Source organism: Burkholderia gladioli (assembly GCF_000959725.1).
Taxonomy (GTDB): Bacteria; Pseudomonadota; Gammaproteobacteria; order Burkholderiales; family Burkholderiaceae; genus Burkholderia; species Burkholderia gladioli.
Window position 1 is genome coordinate 2,247,134 of sequence record NZ_CP009323.1, and the last position, 25,272, is coordinate 2,272,405.

At 64.8% G+C, this 25,272-nt stretch carries 18 protein-coding genes; 7 read left to right on the forward strand and 11 right to left on the reverse strand.

Going from position 1 to position 25,272, the window contains the following annotated elements; translation table 11 throughout:
• Positions 1-14: 14 nt before the first annotated feature.
• Positions 15-983, reverse strand: a complete 969-nt coding sequence (gene miaA, locus BM43_RS27075; protein ID WP_036048153.1) for a tRNA (adenosine(37)-N6)-dimethylallyltransferase MiaA — start codon at positions 981-983, stop codon at positions 15-17.
• Positions 980-3,106: a DNA mismatch repair endonuclease MutL gene (mutL, locus tag BM43_RS27080; RefSeq protein WP_036048150.1), complete on the reverse strand. Its 2,127-nt coding sequence runs from the start codon at positions 3,104-3,106 to the stop codon at positions 980-982. The genes miaA and mutL overlap by 4 nt, the downstream gene beginning before the upstream one ends.
• Before the next feature lie 154 nt (positions 3,107-3,260).
• Here mutL and BM43_RS27085 point away from each other — a divergent pair, with 154 nt between their 5' ends.
• Complete coding sequence (locus BM43_RS27085) at positions 3,261-3,944, forward strand: VTT domain-containing protein (RefSeq protein ID WP_013696736.1); 684 nt, start codon at positions 3,261-3,263, stop codon at positions 3,942-3,944.
• 108 nt (positions 3,945-4,052) lie between these two features.
• Here BM43_RS27085 and BM43_RS27090 read toward each other — a convergent pair whose 3' ends face one another.
• The 6 genes from BM43_RS27090 to BM43_RS27115 form a co-directional block, all read right to left on the reverse strand.
• Positions 4,053-4,868, reverse strand: a complete 816-nt coding sequence (locus BM43_RS27090; RefSeq protein ID WP_036048148.1) for a mechanosensitive ion channel family protein — start codon at positions 4,866-4,868, stop codon at positions 4,053-4,055.
• Between the two features lie 127 nt (positions 4,869-4,995).
• Positions 4,996-5,865, reverse strand: a complete 870-nt coding sequence (locus tag BM43_RS27095; RefSeq protein WP_013696738.1) for a class II glutamine amidotransferase — start codon at positions 5,863-5,865, stop codon at positions 4,996-4,998.
• A gap of 127 nt (positions 5,866-5,992) precedes the next feature.
• Positions 5,993-6,928: a class I SAM-dependent methyltransferase gene (locus BM43_RS27100; RefSeq protein WP_052143055.1), complete on the reverse strand. Its 936-nt coding sequence runs from the start codon at positions 6,926-6,928 to the stop codon at positions 5,993-5,995.
• A gap of 128 nt (positions 6,929-7,056) precedes the next feature.
• Positions 7,057-8,487, reverse strand: a complete 1,431-nt coding sequence (locus BM43_RS27105; protein ID WP_036048146.1) for a mannose-1-phosphate guanylyltransferase/mannose-6-phosphate isomerase — start codon at positions 8,485-8,487, stop codon at positions 7,057-7,059.
• A gap of 74 nt (positions 8,488-8,561) precedes the next feature.
• Positions 8,562-10,616, reverse strand: coding sequence for a capsular polysaccharide export protein, LipB/KpsS family (locus BM43_RS27110; RefSeq protein ID WP_036048144.1), 2,055 nt, complete (start codon positions 10,614-10,616; stop codon positions 8,562-8,564).
• Positions 10,617-11,774: a glycosyltransferase family 4 protein gene (locus tag BM43_RS27115; RefSeq protein ID WP_036048141.1), complete on the reverse strand. Its 1,158-nt coding sequence runs from the start codon at positions 11,772-11,774 to the stop codon at positions 10,617-10,619.
• Between the two features lie 169 nt (positions 11,775-11,943).
• On the opposite strand from BM43_RS27115, the gene BM43_RS27120 reads away from it, so the two are divergent.
• The 6 genes from BM43_RS27120 (at position 11,944) to BM43_RS27145 (ending at position 22,553) form a co-directional block, all read left to right on the forward strand.
• Entirely contained in the window at positions 11,944-13,131 is a 1,188-nt protein-coding gene (locus BM43_RS27120; protein ID WP_172535095.1) for a polysaccharide biosynthesis/export family protein, read from the forward strand.
• 238 nt (positions 13,132-13,369) lie between these two features.
• Positions 13,370-16,051, forward strand: coding sequence for an FkbM family methyltransferase (locus BM43_RS27125; protein WP_036048135.1), 2,682 nt, complete (start codon positions 13,370-13,372; stop codon positions 16,049-16,051).
• A gap of 72 nt (positions 16,052-16,123) precedes the next feature.
• Complete coding sequence (locus BM43_RS27130) at positions 16,124-19,471, forward strand: glycosyltransferase (protein WP_036048133.1); 3,348 nt, start codon at positions 16,124-16,126, stop codon at positions 19,469-19,471.
• A gap of 23 nt (positions 19,472-19,494) precedes the next feature.
• The gene (gmd, locus tag BM43_RS27135) at positions 19,495-20,529 is read left to right on the forward strand and encodes a GDP-mannose 4,6-dehydratase (RefSeq protein ID WP_017918982.1); all 1,035 of its coding nucleotides are present in this window, start codon (positions 19,495-19,497) and stop codon (positions 20,527-20,529) included.
• 3 nt (positions 20,530-20,532) lie between these two features.
• Positions 20,533-21,426 (forward strand): NAD-dependent epimerase/dehydratase family protein, encoded by an 894-nt coding sequence (locus BM43_RS27140; protein WP_017918981.1) that lies wholly within the window; start codon positions 20,533-20,535, stop codon positions 21,424-21,426.
• On the forward strand, positions 21,423-22,553 hold the full coding sequence (locus BM43_RS27145; RefSeq protein WP_036048131.1) for a glycosyltransferase family 4 protein: 1,131 nt from the start codon (positions 21,423-21,425) through the stop codon (positions 22,551-22,553). The genes BM43_RS27140 and BM43_RS27145 overlap by 4 nt, the downstream gene beginning before the upstream one ends.
• Here the strand turns inward: BM43_RS27145 and BM43_RS27150 are convergent.
• From BM43_RS27150 to BM43_RS27160, 3 genes are read right to left on the reverse strand one after another with little or no spacing between them, the layout of a single operon-like run.
• Positions 22,548-23,813: a glycosyltransferase family 4 protein gene (locus BM43_RS27150; RefSeq protein ID WP_036048128.1), complete on the reverse strand. Its 1,266-nt coding sequence runs from the start codon at positions 23,811-23,813 to the stop codon at positions 22,548-22,550. The genes BM43_RS27145 and BM43_RS27150 overlap by 6 nt on opposite strands.
• 15 nt (positions 23,814-23,828) lie before the next feature.
• A complete protein-coding gene (locus BM43_RS27155; protein ID WP_036048125.1) occupies positions 23,829-24,479 on the reverse strand; it encodes an ABC transporter ATP-binding protein in 651 nt (216 codons plus the stop codon).
• Complete coding sequence (locus BM43_RS27160; protein WP_172535097.1) at positions 24,476-25,270, reverse strand: ABC transporter permease; 795 nt, start codon at positions 25,268-25,270, stop codon at positions 24,476-24,478. Before BM43_RS27160 ends, BM43_RS27155 begins: the two co-directional genes overlap by 4 nt.
• Positions 25,271-25,272: the final 2 nt, after the last annotated feature.

Consider the following 25,272-nt stretch of genomic DNA (forward strand, 5'->3'; position numbering starts at 1 on the left):
GGTGATCGAGGCGGCTAGCCGGCGTTCGCCTCCAGCACGCGCTCGAGCGCGGCCACCGCGCGCGCCGGCGCATCCTCGGCGCAGCAGTCGACCACCACCCGCTCCGGCATCGAGCGCAGCCAGGTGAGCTGCCGCTTGCAGAGCTGGCGCGTCGCGAATACGCCCTTGTCGCGCATGGTCGCGTGGTCGGTCGCGCCGTCCAGGTATTCCCAGGCCTGCCGGTAGCCGACGCAGCGCATCGAGGGCAGGCCCAGGTGCAGGTCCTCGCGGCGGCGCAGCCGTTCCACCTCGTCGATGAACCCGGCCGCGAGCATCGCGTCGAAGCGCGTGGCGATGCGCGCGTGCAGCACCGCCCGGTCCGACGGTTCGAGCGCCACCGGCACGAAACGGTAGCGAGCGGCCGCCGCGTCCTCGCGCGGCGCCGCCAGCAGCGCCGACATCGGCTGCCCGCTCAGCATGAACACCTCGAGCGCGCGCTGGATGCGCTGCGCGTCGTTCGGCGCGAGCCGCGCGGCGGTGGCCGCGTCGACCCCGGCGAGCCGCGCATGCAGCGCCGGCCAGCCCTCGCGCGCGGCGTCCTCGTCGAGTCGCGCGCGCAGTTCGGGATCGGCGGCCGGCAGGGCGTTGAGCCCTTGCGTGAGCGCCTTGTAGTAGAGCATGGTGCCGCCCGCCAGCAGCGGGATGCGCCCGCGCGCGATGATCTCCTCGACCAGGCGCAGCGTGTCGGCACGGAATTCGGCTGCCGAATAAGCGGCGGCCGGGTCGATGATGTCGATCAGGTGGTGCGGCACGCGCTCGCGTTCCTCGCGGCTGGGCTTGGCGGTGCCGATGTCCATGCCGCGATAGACCAGGGCCGAGTCGACGCTGACGATCTCGATCGGCAGGCGCTCGGCCAGCGCCAGCGCCGCGGCGGTCTTGCCCGAGGCGGTCGGGCCCAGCAAGCACGCCACCGTGAGCGGCGCGCGACGGTTCGTCATGCTCATTGTCCGCGCATGAACAGGCGGTCGAGATCGCCGAGCGTGAGTTGGTACCAGGTCGGGCGGCCGTGGTTGCACTGGTCGGCGCGTTCGGTCGCCTCCATCTGGCGCAGCAGCGCGTTCATCTCGTCGAGCGTGAGACGCCGGTTCGCGCGCACCGCGTGATGGCAGGCCAGCGTGCCCAGCAGTTCGTGCTGGCGCTCGGTCAGCACGCGCGAGCCGCCGAATTCGTGCAGGTCGGCCAGGATCGCGCGCGCCAGCGTCGGCAGGTCGGCATCCTTCAGGAGGGCCGGCACGGCGCGGATCGCCAGCGTGGTGGGTGAGAGCATCGCCAGGTCGAAGCCGAGCGCGTCGAGCGTCTCGCGCTCCTCGTCGGCGGTGCCGATCTCGACCGGCGTGGCCGTGATCGTCACCGGCAGCAGCAGCGACTGCACCGCGATGCTGCGGTTGGCCAGCGCGGTCTTGAACTGCTCGTAGAGGATCCGCTCGTGCGCCGCGTGCATGTCGACGATCACCAGGCCCTGCGCGTTCTGCGCCAGCACGTAGATGCCGTGGACCTGGCCGAGCGCGAAGCCGAGCGGCTGCTGGTCGTGCGCGCCGTCGGCGGGCAGGCTGCCCGGCGTCGCGCCGAACGGTGCCGGGGCCGGCTCGGCCACGCTCGCGCCCGCGCTGCCATCGCCGGCCTGGCCGTCCTTGCGACCGAACAGCGCGTCGTAGAGCGCGAGCGGCTGCGCGACGGGCAGGGTGCCTTGCGTCATGCGCGACTGGCGCATCCAGGTGTTGCCGGATACGGGGCGGGCGCTGCCGCCACCAGCACCTCCACCGCCGAAACCACCGCTGCTGGAGGCCCCAGCGCCGAAGCGGGAGGCGCCAAAGCCGCCCGAGGCGCCGCCGCCGAAGCCGCCCGCGCCGTCGGCCGATGCCGTGCCGCCAGCCTCGCTGCCCGCCTCGCCGCCTTCCGAGCCGGCGCCCGCGCCGAGCGGCGTGCGCTCGAACGAGGCCGGGCTGCCCGGCTGGGCCGGCGCGAGGTGCGCGGCGTGCCCGCCCGCGGTGGTTTCCGGCGAGGCACCGGCGTGCCGCGCCAGCGCGCGCTGCACGGCATGGAACACATACTGGTGGATCGAGCGCGAATCGCGGAAACGCACCTCGATCTTCGAAGGATGCACGTTCACGTCGACCGCCTCGGGCGGCAGGTCGAGGAACAGCACGTAGGACGGGTAGCGATCGCCGTGCAGCACGTCCTCGTAGGCGGCGCGCACCGCGTGAGTCAGCAGCTTGTCGCGCACGAAGCGGCCGTTGACGAAGAAATATTGCTGGTCGGCGCGGCCGCGGCTGGCGGTCGGCAGGCCCGCGCAGCCGTAGACGGCCAGCGGCCCGGCGCGCTCGTCGAGCGGCAGGTGGGCGGTGGCGAAACCCTCGCCGAGGATCTTCGAGACACGCACCGCCGGCTCGCTGGCGTTCCAGTGCTCGACGGCACGGCCGTTGTGCAGCACCGAGATCGCCACCTCGGGCCGCGCCAGCGCCGCGCGGCGGATCATTTCCAGGCAGTGGCCGAATTCGGTCTGCTCGCTTTTCAGGAACTTTCGGCGCGCCGGCGTGTTGAAGTAGAGTTCGCGCACCTCGATGGTGGTGCCGCGCGTGCCGGCCGCGGGCGAGAGCGCGCCCGTATCGGCGTCGATGCGGGTGGCGTGCGCGGCGTCCTCGGTGCGGCTGGTGATCGACATCTCGGCGACCGAGGCGATCGAGGCCAGCGCCTCGCCGCGAAAGCCCAGCGTGGCGACCGACTCGAGCTCGTGCAGCGAGCGGATCTTGCTGGTGGCATGGCGCATCAGCGCGAGCGGCAGTTCGTCGGCGGGAATCCCGCAGCCGTCGTCGGTGATCGAGATTCGTTTGACGCCGCCCTCCTCGAGCACGATGCGCAGGCTGCCGGCGCCGGCGTCGATCGCGTTCTCCAGCAGCTCCTTGACCACGGAGGCGGGGCGCTCGACCACCTCGCCGGCCGCGATCTGGCTGATCAACTGGTCGGGCAGCGGCTGGATCGCGCGCAGCGGGCGCGGGCTGGAGGCGGGCGCGGCGGCGGGCTCGGCAGCGCTGGCGTCGTCGGCGGCGGAATCGGTGAATTCGGACATGCCGCGATTATAACGAGGCTGTCGCCGCCGCACCGGGCGCCGCCACCGGGGGCTTTTTTCACGGAACCCTCAGGTTCTTTCGGTATCATTCCGCGGTCGCGCCGCAGCCCGGCGCCATCGTTCCCGTCATGTCTCGAAATCGAAGGAAACGCATTTGGATACGCTGATTCACTTCTTCGGTCTGGTTCTGCACATCGATGCGTTCCTCGGCCAGTTCATCCGGCAATACGGTGCCTGGGTGTACCTGGTGCTGTTCCTGATCGTGTTCTGCGAAACCGGCCTGGTGATCCTGCCCTTCCTGCCCGGCGATTCGCTGCTGTTCATCGCGGGCGCCTTCGCGGCCTCGGGCGAAATGAGCCTGGCGGGGCTGATCGTGCTGTTGCTGGTGGCGGCCACCGCCGGCAATACCGTGAACTACCTGATCGGCCGCGCGATCGGGCCCAAGGTGTTCGATACGCACATCCCGGTGCTGGAGCGCTTCCTCGATCGCGCCGCGCTGCAGAAGACCCATGATTTCTACGAGCGCCACGGCGGCAAGACCCTGGTGCTGGCGCGCTTCATCCCGGTGGTGCGGACCTTCGCGCCCTTCGTGGCCGGCGTGTCGATGATGCGTTTCGCGCGCTTCCAGTTCTTCAACGTGGCGGGCGCGCTGCTGTGGGTGCTGCTGCTGGTCCTGCTCGGCTACTTCTTCGGCAACATTCCCTTCATCCGCCAGTACCTGAACGTGATCGTGCTGGTGGGGATCGGCGCGGCGGCCGTGCCGGTGCTGATCGGCGGGGTCTGGAAGCTGCTGCGCGGCCGCTCGGGCGCGCAGCGCGCGGGCGGCGGCCGCGGCTGAGCCACCGCCCGTCAGCCGGGCCCCGGCGGCCCGCGGCGGCGGTACTCGAAACAACGCCCGCTCGTGGATCGAGCGGGCGTTGTCGTTTCCGCGGCGCCGCGGCGGGTTTCAGCCCGCCGTGCGCTGGATGGTCGGCGTTTCCGGCGTCGGGTAGCCGGCCTCGCGGAAGGTCTCGATGATCACGCGATGCGCGTCGCAATAGACCTGCCAGTAGGTGGCGGGCGGCGTGTTGGGACGCACGAACAGCAGCGGGCCCTCGGGGGTGAGCTGCAGGATGCCGATGTCGGGCGCGGGCGCCGACATCACGTTCGGGATCGCGGTGATTGCCGCGCGCAGCTTTGCGATCGCCTCGACCGGATCGACGCCGTTGGCGATCTTGGCGGTCAGGTCCACGCGCCGATGCGGCGTCGCGCTGTAGTTGGCGATGTTGTCCGAGAAGATCTTGTTGTTGCCGACGATGGTCACCACGTTGTCGCCGGTCAGGATGGTGGTGCTGAACAGGCCCAGCTCCTTGACGGTGCCTGTCACGCCGGCCGCCGCGATCGAGTCGCCGACCTTGAACGGGCGCAGCACCTGCAGGAACACGCCGGCCGCGAAGTGGGCCAGCAGGCCGCCCCAGGCGGTGCCGACCGCCAGGCCGATGCCGGCCAGCAGCGCCGCGAAGGAAGTGGTCTGCACGCCGAACACCTGCAGGATCGCGAGGATCAGCACGATCGTCAGCAGCACGCTGACCACCGAGGAGAGGTAGTAGGCGAGCGTGGTGTCGACCTTGCCGCTGCGCTGCACGAGCCGGCTCAGCAGGCGCGTGGCGAGGCGGATCAACCAGCGGCCGACGATCCACAGCGCGATCGCGGCGATCACCTTGAGGCCGAAGTCGAGGCCGCGCGTCATCAGGAACTGCTGAGCGGTTGCGAGATCCAGCATGGGTTCTCCGAGAGGGAAATAGGGGCGCGACATGCGCCGGGCCGGCCTTTATACCTTGCCCGGCGCGCACGCGGCAAGCCGGCCACGCCATCTCGCGCGGGCCGGCGCCAGCACCGCGCATGCCGCTTCAGCCGCGGTGGAAGTGATTGCCGTTGTTGCCGTTGCGCGGCGCGCGCGGCACGAAGGGGAACTGCGCGACCTCGCCGTGGCGCGAGACGATCGCGGTGCTTTCGGGAATCTCCTCCCAGGCGTCGGGCAGGTCGACCAGCGGCTCGGAGAGCACCAGGAAGCCGTCGTCGCCGACCGCGGCGATGCGCGGATCGTCGGGATAGAGCTCGTGCAGATGGCGAAACGAGGTGCTGTGAAATAGCGTGCGCGACTGGTGCTCGCTGGAGTAGCGCACCGCTACCACCTGCTCGCCGTCGGTGGCGCAGACGGTCATGTTGATCGGCTGCGCCACGCCGTGCCGTGCCGCGGTTTCCTCGATGAGGCCGGCCATCCGCTCCAGCGCCGGCAGAGGCGTGTGTTCAAGCCCGAAGGTCAGCGCCAGGTGGAACATCACTTCGGAGTCCGTCGAGCCCTCGACCGAGGGGAACAGCGCGGGATCGATGCGCATCATCAGGTCGTGGCGCAGCCGGTGGTAGCGCCGGATCAGGCCGTTGTGGACGAACAGCCAGCGACCGTGGCGGAACGGGTGGCAGTTGCTTTCCTGGATCGGCGTGTCGGTGGCGGCGCGGATATGCGCGACGAAGTGCGGCGAGTGGATCGCGCGGGCGGCCTCGCGCAGGTTGCGGTCGTTCCAGGCGGGGTGGACCGAGCGGTAGCGGAACGGGATCTCGTCCGGGCGTCCGTACCAGCCGATGCCGAAGCCGTCTCCGTTGGTGGTGGTGGCGCCCAGGCGCGAGTGCAGGCTCTGGTCGATCAGCGAATGACGGGCGCGGAACAGGACGGTCTCGAGCGGGATCGGGTTGCCGGTGTAGGCTAGCCAGCGGCACATGGGATTCTTCCTGCATGACGCATTGCGTTCCAGACGGCGGGAGCGGCTCGACAACATTGCATGAGATCCGTTCCGCCGTGCCGCGGCGGACATCCTGTCTGAAACGAGACAGGACGTCCGCCTGGTATCAGCGGCCGCGACGAATCACGAGGCCTGCCGAGGTCGTGACGAATCCTGCCAGCTTCAGGCGCAGATGGGGATTCGGGCTGTAGGGCGGCACGTCCACGTGAAAATCGAGAGCGGTGGCGGCCGGTCCGACGCGGATCGGCTGCACGTCATGGCCGCGTTCACGCATGCGTTCGACGAAGGCTTCGAGATCGCGTCGACGATAGAGCACGGTTTCGTCGCTGGCTTCGACCGTATCGACGTCGGACGAAAGATTCAGTTCCGTGGTGTGGACCGCGATACCACCGATGCGCAGGCATTTCTCGACGCTGTTCATGACGAAATCGAGCCCGGCTTCCAGCGTACCCAGGTGCTCCAAGCAGCAGGACGACCAAGCGAAGTCGTAGCCAGAGAAACTCGAATCGATATCCTTCATGTTGCATTCGGTGAAGTTCACGCGTTCGCGGAACAGCGACTCAGGAATCCAGCCGAAATGCAGACGATCGAGCGGACGATAATTGTCGTGGTTCGCGAGCCAGCCGCCGGCCATCTTGATTGCTGCGGGCGCATCGGTCGCCAGCACGGCCGAGCCGAGCTGGGCGAAGGCCGACGGCAGTGGTTCCGCGTCGACACCGAAGCCGATGCCGCGGGTGCCGGGGCGCAGGATGTTTGCCTCCAGCAACTGGTGCAGGATGTAGATGTATTCCCACTGCTTGCGGTGCCATGTCGGCGTTTGATAGATGAGCTTGCAGAGCTGCGCGTAGCGCGGATGCGTGAAGTCGAGCGAGCTGACGTTCGTATAGGCCATGAACGGATCGCTCTCCAGCAGCGTGGGGCGCTCGAGCGAGGGCACGAGGATGCTTTCCCGAATCATTTCCTTGACGGCCGTGCGGGACATTGCATTGGCTTCCAGCGCCGCGATGCGACGCTCGAGTTCTTCGTAGTGTGTCGTGCTCATAATCTGCCTGGTTCGGTGGTGGGGGGACGAGCGCGGATGCGCGTTCACGATGTGTATGCAGGAATCCCGGCGTCATGTCGGTCGCCGCGCGCGAGCCCGGGCGGGCGGCTCGCGATGCGCCCGAGCGTTTACTTCGCGGGCGCGCGCCCGTAGTTGTCCTCGAAGCGAACGATATCGTCCTCGCCGAGGTACGCGCCGGACTGGACCTCGATCAGCTCCAGCGGGATCTTGCCGGGATTGCGCAGGCGGTGGGTCGCGCCGAGCGGGATATAGGTGGACTGGTTTTCCGTCAACAGGATTTCCTTGTCGCCGTTCGTGACGAGCGCCGTGCCTTTCACGACGATCCAGTGCTCGGCACGATGGTGATGCATCTGCAGGCTCAGCTGTGCCGACGGGTTCACCACGATGCGCTTGACCTGGAAGCGGTCGCCCTCGTCGATGCCCTCGTAAGCGCCCCAGGGACGCACCACGCGCCGATGCGTGACGGACTCATGGCGCCCTGAGGCATTGAGCTGTTCAACCACCTTCTTCACGTCCTGCACATGATCTCGATGGACCACCAGGACGGCATCGGCGGTTTCGACCACGACCAGGTTGTCGACGCCGATCGTGGCTACCATCCGGTGTTCGGCACGGACATACGAATTGCTGGTCGATTCGCAGAACACGTCGCCGATCACGGTGGTGCCATTCTCGTCGGTTTCGGCGAGATCGGCCAAGGCGCCCCACGAACCGATGTCGTTCCAGCCGAGATTGTCGGTGGCAACGACGGCGGCATGCTCGGTCCGTTCCATCACGGCGTAGTCGATCGAGATGTTGGGGCTTGCCGCGAAGGCGGCCGGATCGAGCCGGACGAAATCGTTGTCGTGTGACGCACCCTCGAGCGCTGCCTGCGACAGCCGTGCAATCTCGGGCTCGAGCCGCTGCAGTTCCTGCAGATAGGTCGATGCCTTCAGCATGAACATGCCGCTGTTCCAGTAGTACTCGCCCGACCGGACGAATTCTTCCGCGGTCGCCATGTCGGGTTTTTCGACGAAGGCGTCCACGCAGTGGGCTTGCGCATCACCGTCGAACGGCTTGCCGCGGCGGATATAGCCGAATCCCGTGTGAGCACGGTCGGGAGGGATGCCGAAGGTGACCAGGTAGCCGTCGCTTGCGACCGCTGCCGCGGCGTGCGCCGCCGAGGCGAAGGCGGCCTGGTTCAGGATGGCGTGATCGGATGGCAGGACCAGCAGCAGCGCGTCCGGCGACTCCTTCAGGGCCATGTGCGCGGCCACCGCGATCGCGGGTGCCGTGTTGCGGCCGACGGGTTCCAGCACGATCGATGACGGTTCGATGCCGACCTGCCGCAGTTGCTCGGCGACCAGGAAGCGTTGCTCGTTGTTCGTCAGGATGATGGGTTTGGCGATACCCGGCAAATGACGTACGCGCAGGGCTGTCTGCTGGATCAGCGTATCGTCGCCGGTCAGCTTGAGATATTGCTTGGGATATCCACCGCGCGACATCGGCCAGAGTCGCGTACCACTGCCACCGCACAAAATTACCGGGAAGATGCTCATGTCTGAATCTCGGATGTGAATACTGTCAACGATTGCGGATTGTCCAGATGCGTCGTTTCGCTGCAACGCGAGTCTTATTCGATGCGTCGTACGAGTGAATTCCGTCGATGCCCGGCTTGCCGATATCGCCAGCCGAGATGAATCAGCGCGTTCGTGATCCAGCGGAATGCCTTGAGGGCAGGGCGCCGCCAGTTGCGTCCCTGGGCGCGCAGCGGCCGCCTCGCGGCCGTTGCCAGCCGCCGGACCACGGCCTCGGGCGTAGTATAAAGAGCTAGGCGCCAGTTCCAATATATCGGATAGCGTATCAGCGTCCCGGCCGTCAGCATGTCCAGTGTCAAGACACGCTCTCGCCACGGCTGGGGGCTGATGGCATCGTCGGTCAGACCCCAGCCGGCATAGAAGGGCAGGCCATAGGTGAATACCGGCTTGCCGCGCAGCAGGGCGTCGAAACCCGATAGCGACGAGAGCGTGTGTACCTCGTCGGCGGCCTCGATCAGGGAGACGATGTCTGAATCGAGGTCGACGACGTCGGCGAGGCGTTGTGCCTGGACCAGGCCGTTGCGATTGCCCGAGAGTACATCTGGATGGGGCTTGTAGACGATGCAGTCTGTCGGGCGCCGTTCGCGCACCGCCGCGAGCAGGCCTTCGGCGGTGTTGACCGCGCCGGTGCCGAGCCGGATCGAGGCGTCGTCCGCGACCTGGCCCGGGACCAGGATCACGCGGCGCCCCACCGGCCTGGGCCAGGTGGGGCGGTGTCGACCCAGGTTGTACTTGGTGATGCCGAATTCGACGATGCTGTGGCGTAGCGCTGCCGCACGCGCGAGTTCGGCGGCGTCGAAGCCCGCCGTGTTCAGGATTCGTGTCAGGTCGCTCGGGGCGCTGGCGTCGAAATAGAGATTGCTGCCGTCGATGACCTGGCTGCACGGCGGGCTCATGTCGGAGCCCAGTTCGGCGGAATGAATGAAACCGTCCTCGATGCGGTAGTGGCGCGTGTCTCGTGGCGCGCCATCTCGCAGCCGCGCTCCCCACAATGCCGCGCATTCATGCCGACCGATGTCGGCGATTCCGCGCGCCCAGCGGAGGGTGCCGCCGCCCGCCGAAAGATAAGGGGTTGCGAGGCGACGCTTCCACCACTGGAAGCGCAGGCCGACGACATGGTCGAGCTCGCGGAATCGTTCGGCAACCTGATATTGCAACTGGAGCGCGTCGAGCACGTGCTCCAGCGTGCCGAGCTGCTCCCGCTCGGTGTCGAGATAGTGCGTCAGCCGCATGAAAGTCGTGTCGAACCAGGCGGCCAATGTCGGTCGCGCGTGCCGCTTCGGGAATGCATGAAGGTCGGTCGTGAAGCCCCAGCCGGCGTAGTAGGGGCGGCCGTAGACGAAGGTGGGGCGATCCGCGAGAATCGCGCCCATTCCCTCGGCGGCACCGACCGTATACACCTGGCTGAAATACGGCAACCAGGCGCGCAGCGAGTATTCCGGGCGCAGCACGCGCAATTCGCGTGGGAGTACACCGCATCTGGACGACAACCACGGGCCGCGACCCGGATCCGACGAGGGGGCCAGCCAGAATTCCGCATCGGGGTGGCTGGCAAGCGCTTCGTCGACCATCGCGCGAAAATCGGCAATGCGGCGGCTTTGGTACCCACGTGGCGAGGAGCCTGAAATCAGGCGCTCGTCGATCAGGAGGACGCGCCGCCGAGCCGTTGCCATGAACTCGGCATCGGGTAACTGGGCCGCCTTGCGGCGCGGATGCAGCGCATCGCTGTCGAGCAGGCGCTGCATCAGGGCCTGCGTGCGCCCTTCATCGTGGCGCGCCGAGGCGGACAGGGCCTGCTCGATTGCAACGCCGAGCGGGTCCTCATGGCCGCACTCGAGCGGAATCGAGAACCAGGACAGCGGTGCCAGGCCGAGCGAGGCGCGAGGGGCGATCGGCCCCGCGTAGGCGGCCTGGGTGTCGGGCCGCAGCCGGCGTGCGACCGTGGCCAGCAGGCGGCCGCCGCGAGCTTCGGGCCAGAGCCACCGGCTTCGGCGGGTCAACCAGCCGAGCAGACGATAGCCGTGCGCGAGGTAGATCGCATCGAACTGCGGGTCGGTCGATCCGGACAGCGGGGCTGGATATTCGGACATCTAATTGAGTGTGCCGATGAAGCTGTCGACGCACGCGAAATGGGTGCTCCATGTCGGTGCGCCGAATTGTTCGATGCGGGACATCTGCTGCTGTCGTGCCTCGCTGCCGGGGGCGGCATACGCCATGATCCGGTCGGCCCACGCCGGGCCGTCGAGTGGATCGAGATAATCTGGCGTGTCGGAGGCAATTTCATGAAAAACGTCGAGATTGCTCGCGAGCACCGGAACGCGCGAGGCGAGCGCCTCCACGAGCGGCATGCCGTAGCCCTCGACGAAAGATGGAAACAACAGGGCCCGCGCATGCCGGAGCAGCGCATGCAGGCGCTCGTCGCTGCATTCGGACTCCTCCACGACGAACTGCCGTAGCGGTGTGCATCGCTCCAGCATGTCGACGACATTTTCGCATTCCCAGCCCCGACGTCCGATGATCACGAGTTTCGGCGCGCGCGCGCCGTGGCGCTCGACCAGGCTGCGCCATACGTGCAGCATCAGCCAATGATTCTTGCGCGGCTCGATGGTTCCCAGCATGAGGAAGTAGGGCTCGCCGATCGGGTCGGGGCAGGGCTGGTGCGCGGTGATGCCGGGCGCGAGACGGGCGATCGTGCAGGGTGGTGTCGGCAGGCCGGCTGCCCGTGCCTCCTGTTCGATCGAATCCAGCGTCGCCCGCGAGTTCGCGATGAGCCCGCTTGCATGTCGCAATGCCGTGCGGATGCGCAGGCGATGCATCTGCTCGACGCCGGGCCGGCAATATTCCGCGTGAGTCAAGGGAATCAGGTCGTGGACCATGAACACCGACCGAGCGTTGCGGCCGGCCATGGCTCTGTAGTAGCGTGTGTGCTCCATGCCGGAATGGCTGGTATGGAGCAGGACGGCATGTTCGAAGCGTGTTCTGCTTAGCGCGCCCATCAGTGCGCGCGCAACCATGCCGCGCAGCGCCCAGCGGTCGCGCGGGCCTGGTGTCGAGAGCAGCAGGTCGAAGAGACGTTCGGAATCTCGCCGGTTCAGAACGATCGAACGGCCTTGCTCGCTGAGGACAGCGAGTGCGTGGTTGCCGTATTTCCGGACGTAGGCCAGGCCGACCCGGTCGACCCCGGTGGGAATCAAGCCATCGTGACGGCGGGTGACGATACGCGTGACGTCGAGAAGTATTTGTGTCACTCGAATGTCGTTAATGGATGTTTCGGGTGGCAAACGGTTGCTGTACAAATTATTACAAGCGCGTCGGCCCGGACGGTTATGCTCGGTCCGGTCTGCAAAAAACTAGTTTATTGCATCTACTAACGTGCGACAATTCAGATCCGTAGATTTTCCGTTCCCCTGGCAACACATGTCGCTTTTGCTCCGTTGTGTTACGTGTTCGGTCCTTGTCAGCGGTGCGCTGGTCGGCTGCTCGACCATTCCGACATCGGGGCCCAGCCGGTCCGCGATTGTCCAATCCGGCAATGGGTCCGCCGAGGCGACGGCCGGCATGGCAGGAATCCAGGTCGTCGACCTGACCGATTCCATCGCGCGTCAGCTGTATGCCGAACGTGAGCAGGGTGATTTCGCGACCACGCTGGGTATCGATACACACTTTCGCCAGCAACTGGGGATCGGCGACACGATCGAGGTGTCGATCTGGGAGGCGCCGCCCGCGACGTTGTTCGGCGCCGCGCAACTCGACACGCGCAGTAGCGGCGCAAGCTCGCCGAGCAATGCCCACGTGACGGTGTTGCCCGACCAGACCATCGACGGCGACGGCAATATCAACGTACCGTTCGTCGGCGCGGTCAAGGCTCAGGGCAAGACACCGACGCAGCTCGAACGCGACATCACGTTGCGCCTGAAGAATATGGCGCACGATCCCCAGGTGCTGGTGAAACTGTCACGAAACGTAACTTCCTACGTCACCGTGGTGGGCGACGTGGCCTCGAGCAACCGGATGCAGCTGTCGGCGCGGGGCGAGCGTCTGCTCGATGCGTTGGCCAGTGCTGGCGGCGTGCGTCAGCCGATCGACAAGATCACCTTGCAGGTCACGCGCGGCGACAAGGTTGCGTCCTTGCCGTTGCAGACCGTGATTCGCGATCCGCGCCAGAATGTGCCGCTGCATGCCGGCGACGTGGTCACGGCGCTGTACCAGCCCTACAGCTTCACCGCGCTCGGCGCGACGGGCAAGAATCAGGAAATCAATTTCGAGGCACAGGGCATCTCGCTGGCCCAGGCGATCGCACGCGCAGGCGGCCTGGAAGATTCGCGCTCGGATGCGCAGGGCGTGTTCATTTTCCGCCTGGAGGACGCCAATGCCTTGCCGTGGCCCGTCAAGCCGGTACGCACCACGGCGGATGGCAAGGTTCCCGTCATCTATCGCATGAATTTGAAAGATCCGAGCGCATTTTTCACGGCACAGAGTTTCGTGATGGATAACAAGGATCTGCTGTACGTATCGAATGCACCGATTACCGAACTTCAGAAAGTTTTAAATCTGGTGTTCTCGGTTGCTTATCCTGTCGTGACGGGTGTCCAATCGTTCAAATAAGAATTAAGGGTCGGCATATCGCACGGGTACGAAAATTCGCTGCGATATGCTTTCATCTGACGTGACGTCCAATGGATTGCCGGATTTGTCGAATCGCGGCGGTCGTGATTCTCGATCGATTTGCTTGGCGGGCAACTGGCATGGTATTGCCGGCAGGATAGATTGGATCGGATGACTGCGCAGGGGAGGCGCATATCCTGGAAATGATGTCGATTCGTCAAGGTTGGGAAGCGGACAGATGATTACTTCCTATGCCCAGAATTTTGAAGATGTCATGCTCTGGCGTGCGCTGTCGCACATCGATAGCGGCTTTTACATCGATATCGGTGCACAGGACCCGCTGGTCGATTCGGTCAGTCTGGTGTTCTATGAGCGCGGATGGCGAGGTATTCATGTCGAACCGACGGCTCGCTATGCCAATGCGCTGAGAGCCCATCGGCCCGACGAGACGGTGGTCCAGGCTGCGGTCGCGGCTCAATCCGGCGTGCTGAACTTCTTCGAGATCGTCGGGACCGGCATTTCGACGGCCGACCCGGTGATTGCCGAGGGGCATCGAGAGCGCGGCTTCGAACTGACCGAGATCGTCGTGCCCTGTGTATCGCTGGCGGAGATCTTCGCGATGCATGCCGGTCGCGAGGCGCACTGGCTCAAGATCGATGTCGAGGGTTTCGAATCGTCGGTACTGCGAAGTTGGGCGGATTCGCCGGCTCGTCCCTGGATCGTGGTCATCGAAAGCACGCTGCCGCTCACGCAGACGCTCAGTCACGAGAAGTGGGAGGCACTGCTCCTGGATCGGGGCTACGAGGCAGTCTATTTTGACGGACTGAATCGTTTCTATCTGAGCGCGGAACATCCTGAGTTGCGTGCGGCATTCGGCGCGCCGCCCAATGTATTCGATGCGTTTCGCCTGAATGGGACAGCCAATGCGCCGTTTCACGGCTTGTTGCATGAGCGCCTTCAGCAAACCACCGAGCAGATGCAGAAGACCCTGCAGGTGCGCGAAACGGAACTGCGGGACGAGGCGGCCGCGGCGGTTCGCGAACTGCGAGGGCAGCTTGCCTGCGCTCGGTCGAGGGAGTCAGCGGCGCTGGAATCGCTTGCGGGGGTGGCCGGGCAACTGCGACGGGCCCGCGGGACGGTATCGTCGGCCGATGGCGCGGGACGACACGATGATCGGCTGATCGACGAAGTGGATCGTCTCGAACGCCTCTACTCGCGCGAGAGGGAGGCGTATCGCGACGATGACCGGTTGATGGCCGGGCATCTCGAGACTTTGCGCGATGAATGTGCGCGACTGATCAGGGCGGGTGCCGCCCACGATGCGGTATTGGCCGACGCGCTGCGCGGTGCCGAAGCGGCCACCTCGCGCGAATCGGCCGCCTTGCGTCAAACTCGCGATCAGATGATTCGGCAGCAGCAGGATCATCGGGCCGAATTGGCACTGCAGGCGGCGCACGCCGAGCGGCGCGAGGCAGTGACGGCTGCGCTTCATGCACAGGCGCTGGAGCGTGCCGCCGCCGCGTTGCACGAGGCAAGGGCTGCGCGACGCACTGTCGAGCAGCGCCACGCCGAGCAGCGGCGGCAGCTTTCGGTGCGCCTGCGTTTGATCCGGCGCCGCAACCGATTGCTGCGGCAGTTTGCCTTGAAGCGCGAGCGCCAACTGGAAAATGAACTGCTTGATGTGAATCGGCGCCATGAGGCGGCATTGCGCATCAATGCGATCGAGTCCAGTGCGCGCGAGTCCCGACTCGTCATTGAACTCGAGTCGGCACGGCGCGAATTCGAGAGCAAAGCTCGAGAATGGAGCGACAGCAAACAGCAGATGAGCCACGAGCTGGCGGGGTTGCGAGCGCTTCTGGAAACGGAGCGTCGCGACTTCACGCAGCGCGATGCGCAAGCGTTCGAGCGAATCGTCGACATCGAGCGCCGTTATGCGAGGGCCGACGCGAAAGCCGTTGAATTGTCCGGCGTGATCGAGGACATCCGGCTGTCGTTTGGCTGGAAGATCATGGCGCCATTGCGTGCCGTGTTCGACAAGAGGCTTGCTGCCGACATGGCGGCTCTGGTCACGGACGACGCCGCCGATCGTGGTGTTTTGTCCGACAAAAATGCGTCGCATCCCATGCAAGTCCGGCTGTCGCATGGTTCGACGGCGGAAAATCAATCACCTGCATCCACGGAACGAAACATGAGCGATATTTTGAGCCGAGCCCTGACGGAAAGTGGGGAAGTGCCGCGCGGCGGCCCGCATCGGTTACGTGATTTCATGGCCGTCGATGATGCGGGATTCGTGGTTCTAGCTTACCGTGTGCTGCTGCGTCGCGATCCCGATCCCGATGGTTTTGGCCATTTCCTCGAACGCGCGCGCCGCGGCGATTCGCGTGTCAGGATTCTCGATGCGATTGCCGAGTCCGACGAAGGGAAGCTCAACAAGGTCACGGTGATCGGCCTGGGTTCCGCGGTATCGCGGCTCAAGTTCGCGGCGTTGCCCGTGATCGGCCCGATCTTCGGCAAGATCTGGGGCTACGACGAGCAGCGCGAACTCGCCGTGCGGCGCTTCGCGTCGATCGAGTCGCGCCTGGAGTCGATTGCGGCCAATCAGGCTGCCTTGCTGGCGAATCATGAGCGCAAGACGGCCGATATCCAGGTCTCGATCGCCGCGCTGTCGGCGCGCTTCGATACACTCAGCGCCCATATTTCGACCTCCTACGCCGCCGCGGCATCCGATGTCGCGTCGGCGGCTGCCGGAAACCCCGATCTACCGGCCGGCCTCGCCGCGGGCGTACCCGGCGACACCTCCCCGAAATCGGTGCATGCTGCTCCGGTGGTCCTGACCGAGCCGGATGCGCGACAGGTGATGCTCAGCCTGAGTTCCCTGGTCGGCGCATCTCGCGAGGCACGCATGCTGGCTGCGCGCTAAGCCCTCACTTCGATCGATCGTTGCCATCGCAAGGCGGCCGTCCCCACGAGATAATTTCGAGATTATTCGGTCATGCAAAAATCGTCCGTGATGTTCGATACCAACTTTTCCGGCAGGATTCTGCAGCTCACCGAGGCGTTGGATTTCGGCGATGCCGTTTCCAATCAGGTCGTCGCACTCGATCAGATGTTCAAGGGGCTGGGCCTGCAATCGCAGATTTACAGCAAGTGGCATCATCAGAGCGTCGGACAGTACCGCAAGAATCTGGAGGAACTGGACATTCAGGACAATGACGTACTGATCGTTCACTTTGCCGGGTACTCCGAGCACGTCATGCAGGCTTATCACACCAAGCGCTGCACCAAGATCTGCGTTTATCACAATATCACCCCGCATAGCTTCTTCGAGAAGGGTACCGACCTGTACAAGTTCTGCCTGATGGGGCGTGAACAGTTGCGCGAAATTGCACCGAGCTTCGATTACTTCTGGGGCGACAGCGAATACAATCTGCAGGAGATCATCGACCTGGGCGTATCCCCCGATCGATGCAGTCTGGTGCCGATCATCGTCGATGCGCCGAAGTCCGCCGCAGCCGTACGCGCCTCGCGCAATCGCGAACCTGGCCACTGGCTGTTCCTGGGGCGCGTGGCGGCCAACAAGGGGCAGGTCGACCTGGTGCAGATGTTTGCCGAGATGCACGAGTCGTCGCCACAGGTCGCGGCGCGCCTGTCGATCGTCGGTGGCTTCAATCCTCAGGATCCCTACTACCAGAAGCTGCTCGCCACGATCAAGAAGTACAAGGTCGAACATCTCGTGGACATCACCGGCAAGGTACCCGACGAGGCGATCAGCAACCACTTCGGCAAGGCCTTCGTGTATGTCTCGCTGAGCCGCCACGAGGGATTCGGCGTTCCGCTCATCGAGGCGACGCTGCACGGCCTGCCGGTGGTCGGCCTGCACAACACCGCGATTGGCGAGACGCTCGGGGTGAAGGACAATCCGCTCGATTCGATCGGCAAGCTCAAGGCCGAAATCGCGCGCCTGGCGAGGGATGAAGCTGCATATCGGAACCTGGTCGAGTTCCAGCGCCGCAATACCGAGCGCTTTACCTCCGACGCGGTGCGCAAACGCGTCGTCGATGCGCTGCGCAAGGTACTGCCCGCCGCCAAGCGATTCACGACCGTCTCGATCATCATCTGCACCTACAATCGCGCCGATTTGCTGGAGCGTTGCCTCGATTACCTGCAATACCAAACGAATCAGAATTTCGAGGTGGTGGTGGTCAACGGTCCGTCGAATGACGGCACCGACGCGGTGCTCGAACGCTACAAGGATCGCATCAAGATCGGCAGCAATCCGCAACGCAATCTTGCCATTTCGCGAAATATCGGTATCGATCTCGCCGATGGCGATCTGTTGGCCTTCATCGACGACGACGCGCTGCCGTTCGACGACTGGGTGGAGACGCTGCTCGAGGAATTCAACCGCCGGCCGCTGACTCTCGGCGCACTTGGGGGGCCGGCCTACTATGCCGGTACCCTGCGTTATCAGTCGGAGGACATCGGCATCAACAAGTTCGCCGAGGCGAAGGTCAATATCGATTCGCGGGAGATCGGCGAGAACGGTTGGGAGCGTTCGCTACTGGGCACCAACACCTGCTTCAGTGCCGAGGCGGTGCGCGCGGTGAATGGCTTCGACGAGCAGTTCGATTATTTCCTCGACGAATCGGAGCTGTGCTTCCGGATGCGCCAGGCGGGTTACCTGGTCGCCTATCGGCCCGACCTCCATCTGCGGCACGAGTTTGCGCAAAGCCATAATCGAGGCGGCCGCTACAACTACAACTGGTTCACGATTTGCAAGAACACTGCCTATTTCATCGCCGCCTACTCCGGCCTGAAGGGGGCGGAACTAAAGAAATATCTCGATCGGCGCATGCAGTCGGAACGCATCGCGCCGCTGGCGGCGGCACAACGGGCGGGCGAGATCAGTAGCGACGAGTACGATCGTCACCTCGAGGCGATTCGCTCGGGCGTCGAGCGGGGGCTGAAGGATGCCGCGGATTTTCCGAAGACGCGCAAGCTGGAGAAGGGCACCGGACGATTCGAGGTATTCACGGGCGCGGCCGGCTATCCGCTGGTCGGTTGCGACACGCCGCGGCTTCATGTTTGCATCGTGACGAAGGAGTTTCCTCCGTTTTCCGGCAGCGGCGGTATCGGGACGCTGTACTATCATCTCGCGAGCGAATTGCTGTTGATGGGGCACCAGGTCACCGTGGTGACGCCGGGTGGCCGCGACTTCGTTTACCGATGCGGCCGTTTCTCGGTCCGACATGTGCCGCCGATCACCAATGTCACCGATACGCTCGGGTCGACGGGCTTCGTGAACAATCTCAACTGGGGGTTGACGGCGTTGCGGGCCGTCGCCGAGCTTCATGCCGAGCATCGAATTGACGTCATCGAATCGGCCTTGTGGGACACCGAGGCGCTTCCGATAGCCCTGTTGCCCAAGCATGAGCGGCCGCCCGTGGTGGTGCGGCTGGTCACGCCTTTCCCGGTTGCCGCTCGCCTGAACGGCTGGCAGGTACCCCCGCGCGAGGCCGACTTGTTCCTGACCGGCGAAACGACCTTGATCGAACATGCCGACCTGGTCGTGCCGATCAGCGAGTCGATCGCCAAAACGATCGAGACCGAGCATGGTGTCAGGCGTGACGCGCGCTGGAAGCAATCCCATTGCGGCATTGCCTATTGGCCTTTCTTCGATGCGCAGAACGGTTATTCGGCACTGGAAGACAGTGCCGGCAAACCGCTGAAGATCTCGGAGGACATGAAGTTCGTCCTGTTCGTCGGCCGCCTGGAGGGACGCAAGGGAGTCGGCACCTTGCTCGATGCCGCCAAGCGCTTCCTGGCCGACGATACGGACGCTCACCTGGTCCTGGCCGGGCGCGATATCGAGAACTGGACGGAACGCGCCAAGGACGTGCTCGGCGCATCGCTGATGCAGCGCGTGCATTTCCTTGGCTCGGTGGACGACCAACTGCGCGAGAAGCTGTTGCATGCGGCCCATTGCGTGGCCTTCCCGTCTCAGTACGAATCGTTCGGGCTCGTGCCGTTGGAGGCCTTCGTGCATGGCAAGCCGGTGATCGCCTCGCGCGCGGGCGCCATTCCGGAAGTAGTGGGTGACGGGCAGTCGGGGCTGTTGTTCGAGGCCGGCAATTCAACCGAGCTGGCTGACCAGGTATTGCGCGTCCTGACCGACAAGACCCTGCATGCGCGCCTGTCGAATGGCGCCAGGGCGCAGATTCGCAAGTTCAGCTCGAGGAATTCGGCAATCCGCGCAGTGAATGCCTATGTCGCCCTCGCGCGAGAGCGCGAGGATGCGCGCGGCGCGCATGAAGATATCAAATCCGCCGTCAAAGTTTAATTTTCATTCGAGGAAGGAAGTTCGTGAAAAAAGCGATCATTACCGGCATCACCGGCCAGGACGGCGCTTATCTCGCACAGCTGCTGCTGGAGAAGGGCTACACCGTCTACGGTACGTATCGTCGAACCAGTTCGGTCAACTTCTGGCGCATCGCCGAAGTCGGTGTCGAGCGTCATCCGGACCTGCACCTCGTCGAGTACGATCTCACCGACCTGAGCTCGAGTATCCGTCTGTTGCAAAGCACGGGCGCCACCGAAGTCTATAACCTTGCAGCGCAGAGCTTCGTCGGCGTCTCGTTTGACCAGCCGGTGACGACCGCGGAAATCACCGGCATCGGCCCCGTGAACCTTCTCGAAGCCATTCGCATCGTCAATCCCGCGATTCGCTTCTATCAGGCCAGCACGTCGGAAATGTTCGGCAAGGTACAAGCGATCCCGCAGGTCGAAAGCACGCCCTTCTATCCGCGCAGCCCGTATGGGGTGGCGAAGCTGTATGCCCACTGGATGACGATCAACTACCGCGAGAGCTACGATATCTTCGGCTGCAGCGGCATCCTGTTCAATCACGAATCGCCGCTGCGTGGCCGCGAGTTCGTGACGCGCAAGATCACCGATACCATCGCCAAGATCCGGCTCGGCAAGGCCGACGTGCTGGAACTCGGCAATCTCGATGCCAAGCGCGACTGGGGTTATGCCAAGGAGTATGTGGAAGGCATGTGGCGGATGCTGCAGGCAGACCGGCCCGATACCTACGTGCTCGCCACCAATCGGACCGAGACGGTGCGGGATTTCGTGGCGATGGCCGCACGCGCGGCCGGCTTCGAGCTCGCCTGGGAAGGCAGCGGCCTGCAGGAGAGCGGCATCGATACGGCCAGCGGCAAGGCGATCGTGAAGATCAACCCGAAGTTCCATCGCCCGGCCGAGGTCGATCTGCTGATCGGCAATCCGGCCAAGGCGCGAGCCGAACTCGGCTGGGAGCCGGCGACCACGCTGGAAGCCCTGTGCCAGATGATGGTGGAAGCGGATATTCGCCGCAATGAAACCGGATTTTCATTCTGACCGATGACGAAGGTACTCATCACGGGAATCGGCGGATTCACCGGCCGCCATCTCGCGCGTGAGCTGGAACGGCGGGGCTGCGAGGTCGAGGGGCTCGTCCATCGGCCGGTTGCCGGATTGGCATGGCCGGCCCATGTCTGCGATCTGCTCGATCGCGACGGAATGGGCGCGCTGATCGCGGCATTGCGTCCGGACGTGGTGATTCATCTGGCTGCGATCGCCTTCGTCGCGCATGGCGACGTCGGGGCGGTGTACCAGACGAACATCATGGGGACCCGCAACCTGCTCGATGCGATCACGTCGGCCGGCTGCCCGCCGCGTGCCGTGCTGGTGGCCAGCAGCGCCAATGTCTACGGCAACACCGACCGTGGAGTGATCGACGAGTCGGTACCGCCGAACCCCGCAAACGACTACGCCATCAGCAAACTTGCGATGGAGCGCGTGGCGGCGCTTTGGAGCGATCGTTTGCCGATCACGATAGTGCGTCCGTTCAATTACACCGGGGCAGGGCAGGCCGCCAATTTTGTTCTGCCGAAGATCGTCGATAATTTCCGCAACCGTTCGCCGGTACTCGAGCTCGGGAACCTAGACGTGATCCGCGATTTCTCCGATGTTCGGATGGTGGTACGGGCCTACGCCGATCTGATTGCCGGCAAGTGGGCAGGCGAGACCTTCAATGTCTGTTCGGGCAACGGGTATTCGCTGCAGGACATCCTGGAGATGATGCGGTCTCTCACGCAGCACGATCCCGAGATCCGCGTGAATCCGAATTTCGTGCGGGCCAACGAGGTCCATCGTCTGATCGGCGACAATCGTCGGCTTGCCACGGCGATCGGCTCCCTCGATATCGTGCCCTTGCAAGAGACGCTGGCGTGGATGCTGGAGAGCGGGCGGTGAAGCTCGCGTTCGCGGTGGATGCGATCGCGCCGCCGTTGACCGGAATCGGCCGTTACGCCTGGGAGCTTGCCTGGCATTTCACGCACTTCGACGAGCCCTTGCAGTCCTTGCGTTTTTTCTTCGCGGACGAGCCGATCGAGGATCCGTCCTGGGTCATCGGCGGCGATGCGGAAAAAGGGCGACGGCGTCCGCGCTGGCTGCCGAGGTCGATCACCTCGACGCGCCGCTTCCGGGGGCTGCGGATGCGGCATCGTCTGCGCGGCCACCTGTTTCACTCGCCGAACTATTTCCTTCCCTATCCCGTCGATCGTGGAATCGTCACGATTCATGATCTGTCGGTTTTCCGATTTCCGGAAACCCATCCCGTGGAGCGCCTGAAGCACTTCGAGCGAAGTTTCGACTCGACGCTGCGCCGCGCCTCGCATCTGCTCACCGATTCCGAGGCGATTCGGCATGAGGTGGCCGCGTATTTCGGTTGGCCGCTGGATCGGATCACCGCCGTTCCGCTCGGTGTGCGACCGGAGTTCCGGCCACGTGGCGCCGAGGAGATCTCGAAGCCGCTCGCGCAATACGGTCTGGTGCCGGGCGGCTATGCCCTGAGCGTATCGACGCTCGAACCGAGGAAGCGCATCGACCGCCTGATGGGGGCCTATGCCGAACTGCCGAGCGCATTGCGCGAGGACTATCCGCTGGTCCTGGTCGGCGGCGCGGGCTGGTTGAGCGAATCCTTGCATAGCGCAATCGCGAGCGCGGAGCAGGAGGGTTGGCTGCGCTATCTCGGCTTCGTTCCGGAGGCGCTGCTTCCCGTGCTGTATGCGGGTGCTCGAGCCTTCTTCATGCCGTCCAAATACGAAGGCTTCGGGCTTCCGGTCCTGGAGGCGCTGGCCAGTGGCGTCCCTACGCTAACCTCGAACACGTCGTCGCTGCCCGAGGTGGCCGGCGGCGCCGCCTGGCTCGTCGAGCCCGATGATCACGAGGCCTTGCGGGCTGGCATCGAGCACGTGCTCAGCGAATCGGCATGGCGTGAGGAGGCATCGCGCCTCGGGCTCGGCGTGGCCGGCGAAGCGACCTGGCTGCGATGCGCGCAGCGCACGCTTGAGGTCTATCGCCGGGTAGTGGGGTCATGACTGCGCGTCGAGCCGGCTGATCAGCGACTTCAGTTGCATCGCGCTTTCATGCCAGCTCAGTGCCTTGATCGCGCCGCTGTCGGGTGTAGTGCCCGCGGCGATGGCTTCGAGCCATTGCTGCAGGCATGGCGCCAGTTGGGCCGCCGTCACGGCGGAGAAATAGCTGGCGTGGTCGCCGGCGATCTCGCGGAACACCGGCAAATCGCGCAGCAGTAGCGGCAGGCGCTGGGCGCAGGCCTCGATGATCGGCAGGCCGAAGCCTTCGCCCTCGGAGGCCAGAATCAATCCGTCGCTGCTTTCGTAGCACTGGGTAAGCTCGGCGTCGCTGGCGTCGGCCAGCCAGTGCAGGCGCTTGCCGGATTCGGGATGCGCCGCGAGCCTGGCCGTCAGCGTCTCGACGGCCCAGCCGGCACGGCCGACGATCGACAGCGAGACCTGGGAACCGGTGCGCCACAGCTGCTCGAAGGCATCGATGACCAGCGCGTGCCCCTTGCGAGGTTCGATCGTCCCGACCATCAGGATGTGCAACGGGCCGGCAGAGCCCGGCGCGAGCTCGTCCCTTGTCGTCCGCCCGGCGCCTGGCCTCCCGCCGAGCTCGGCACCGAGGTGAAACCATCCGGTCGGAATCGCCGTCAAGCGCGGCTGGCTGCGCGTTTGTCCGGCCACCGTGGCCGAGATGCAGAACAGGGCATCCGCATGGATCGCCAGCATCGTCAGCCAGCGTTCGAACGACTGGACCGCGCGAGGTGTAAACCAGGCCGGGTGCAGGGCCGGCAACATGTCGTAGACGACGAAGGCGAAGCGCACGCCGGCTGCATGCCAGCGCAGGAAGTCCGTTTGCCTGGCCGGGGAGATGCGGCTGGTCAGGTCGAGCCCGAGGAACAGGTCGCCGGGGCCGACCTGGACGAGGGGATCGTGGTCACCGAGCGGGGCGCCGATCATCGTTTCCAGGTAGCGGTCCGCGTAGACATACGGACGTTTGCGGGTTGCCCTGACCGCGCGGACCGTGTAGCCGGCGGGCGGTGTCTCCAGCAGTTCGGCCAGCAGCGAGCGAACCACACGCTGAATACCGGTACCGGCATCTTGTGCGGCGATGATCGAGACGTCGACCAGTAGCTGACGCGGTTGCCGCGATGTCTGGTGGGCGACGTCGGAACGGATCGCGGCGATCGCCTTGCGCGCGGCGCCGGTCAGAGGCAGGCGCCACCGCGTCGCGGCATGCAGCAGCAGTGTCGCGCGCCAATTGATCAGGCTTGGCATGGAGCGTGGAAAACGTCAGCCGTTCTGTTGGTAGAACGCGTAGGCGTCATCGATCTGGTCGAAGCTGTGCAGATGCCCCTGGACCAGCACGGCAGCGCGATGGCAATGCTCGCGAATGTAGCCGGCATCGTGGCTCACGATGATCAACGAGCGATCGGCGCGTCGCACGAACAATTCGTGGTGGCATTTCGCGTGGAAGCGGCTGTCGCCGACCGCCACGATTTCGTCGATCAGGAAGCAATCAAACTCGATGGCCATCGAAATCGCGAAGGCGAGGCGAGCGCGCATCCCGGCCGAATAGCTCTTGACCGGCTCGTTGAGGTAGTAGCCCAGTTCCGAGAATTCCTGGACGAATGGTTCGGCCTGCTTCGCATCGGCTCCGTACACGCGACAGATGAAGCGCAGGTTGTCCATGCCTGTCAGGCTGCCCTGAAAGGCACCGCCGAACGCGAGTGGCCAGGACACGCTCATGCTGCGGTTGATCTTGCCCGTGGTCGGCAGCTCGGCACCGCTGATCATGCGGATCAGCGTCGACTTGCCAGCGCCGTTGCGGCCCAGTACGCCGAGCTTTTCTCCCGGGGCCACGCGCAGATTGATGTCGTTGAGTACCCGGCGTCGGCCCTGCCGGGTGTGGTAGTCCTTGGAGACGCCCTGCAGGTCGATCATTCGGGTTCCACCCGCTTGCTGGCGTCGCGCACGAGGAACAGGCCGATCAGCATCAGCACTGAATCGCAGGCGACCATATAGGGGATGCTGTAGTGCGGCTTGACCAGGGAGCCATAGTAGCCGCCGCGCAGCATTTCGGTTCCGTGCACCATCGGCAGGTAGAGCACCACGGCGCGGAATTTTTCGGGAATCCACTCGACCATGAACACCGCGCCCGACAGCGGGAACAGCAGATAGGCAATCGTGTGCCAGACGCGTTCGACGGTTTCGCTGCGCTCGCTCAGGGCGCCGACGATGAGGCCGAGCGAGCATCCGAAGGCGGCCAGATGAAGCCATCCGCCCAGTACCAGGCTGATGTTCTTCGGCGGATCCATCATGCCGATCGCAACGAAAAAGACCGTCAGGAACACGAAGGACATGGTCGCGCCGGCGATCTCCAGCAGCAACCGCGCGAAGAACAGGTCGATGACGCGCACGTTGCGGTGATAGAGCAGGGCCTGGTTCGGCAGGATGGCCAGGGCGCAACGGTTCGCACAGTTGCGCCATAGCAGCACGGACGAGTAGCCGGTCACCGCGAACGAGGTGATCGAGAGCGTCGTGCCATGGGTGGCGTTGAGGGCCGTCCAGAGCGCGAGCACGCCGAGCGTGAACATCATCGGCTCGAAGAAGATCCACAGAAAGCCGACGTTATGCCGGCCGTAGCGTGTCAGAATCTCACGCATCAACAAGGCACCGACGACCCGAAGCTGAATGCGCAATGACGAGACGAGAGGCGTGTCGTGATGCACGATAT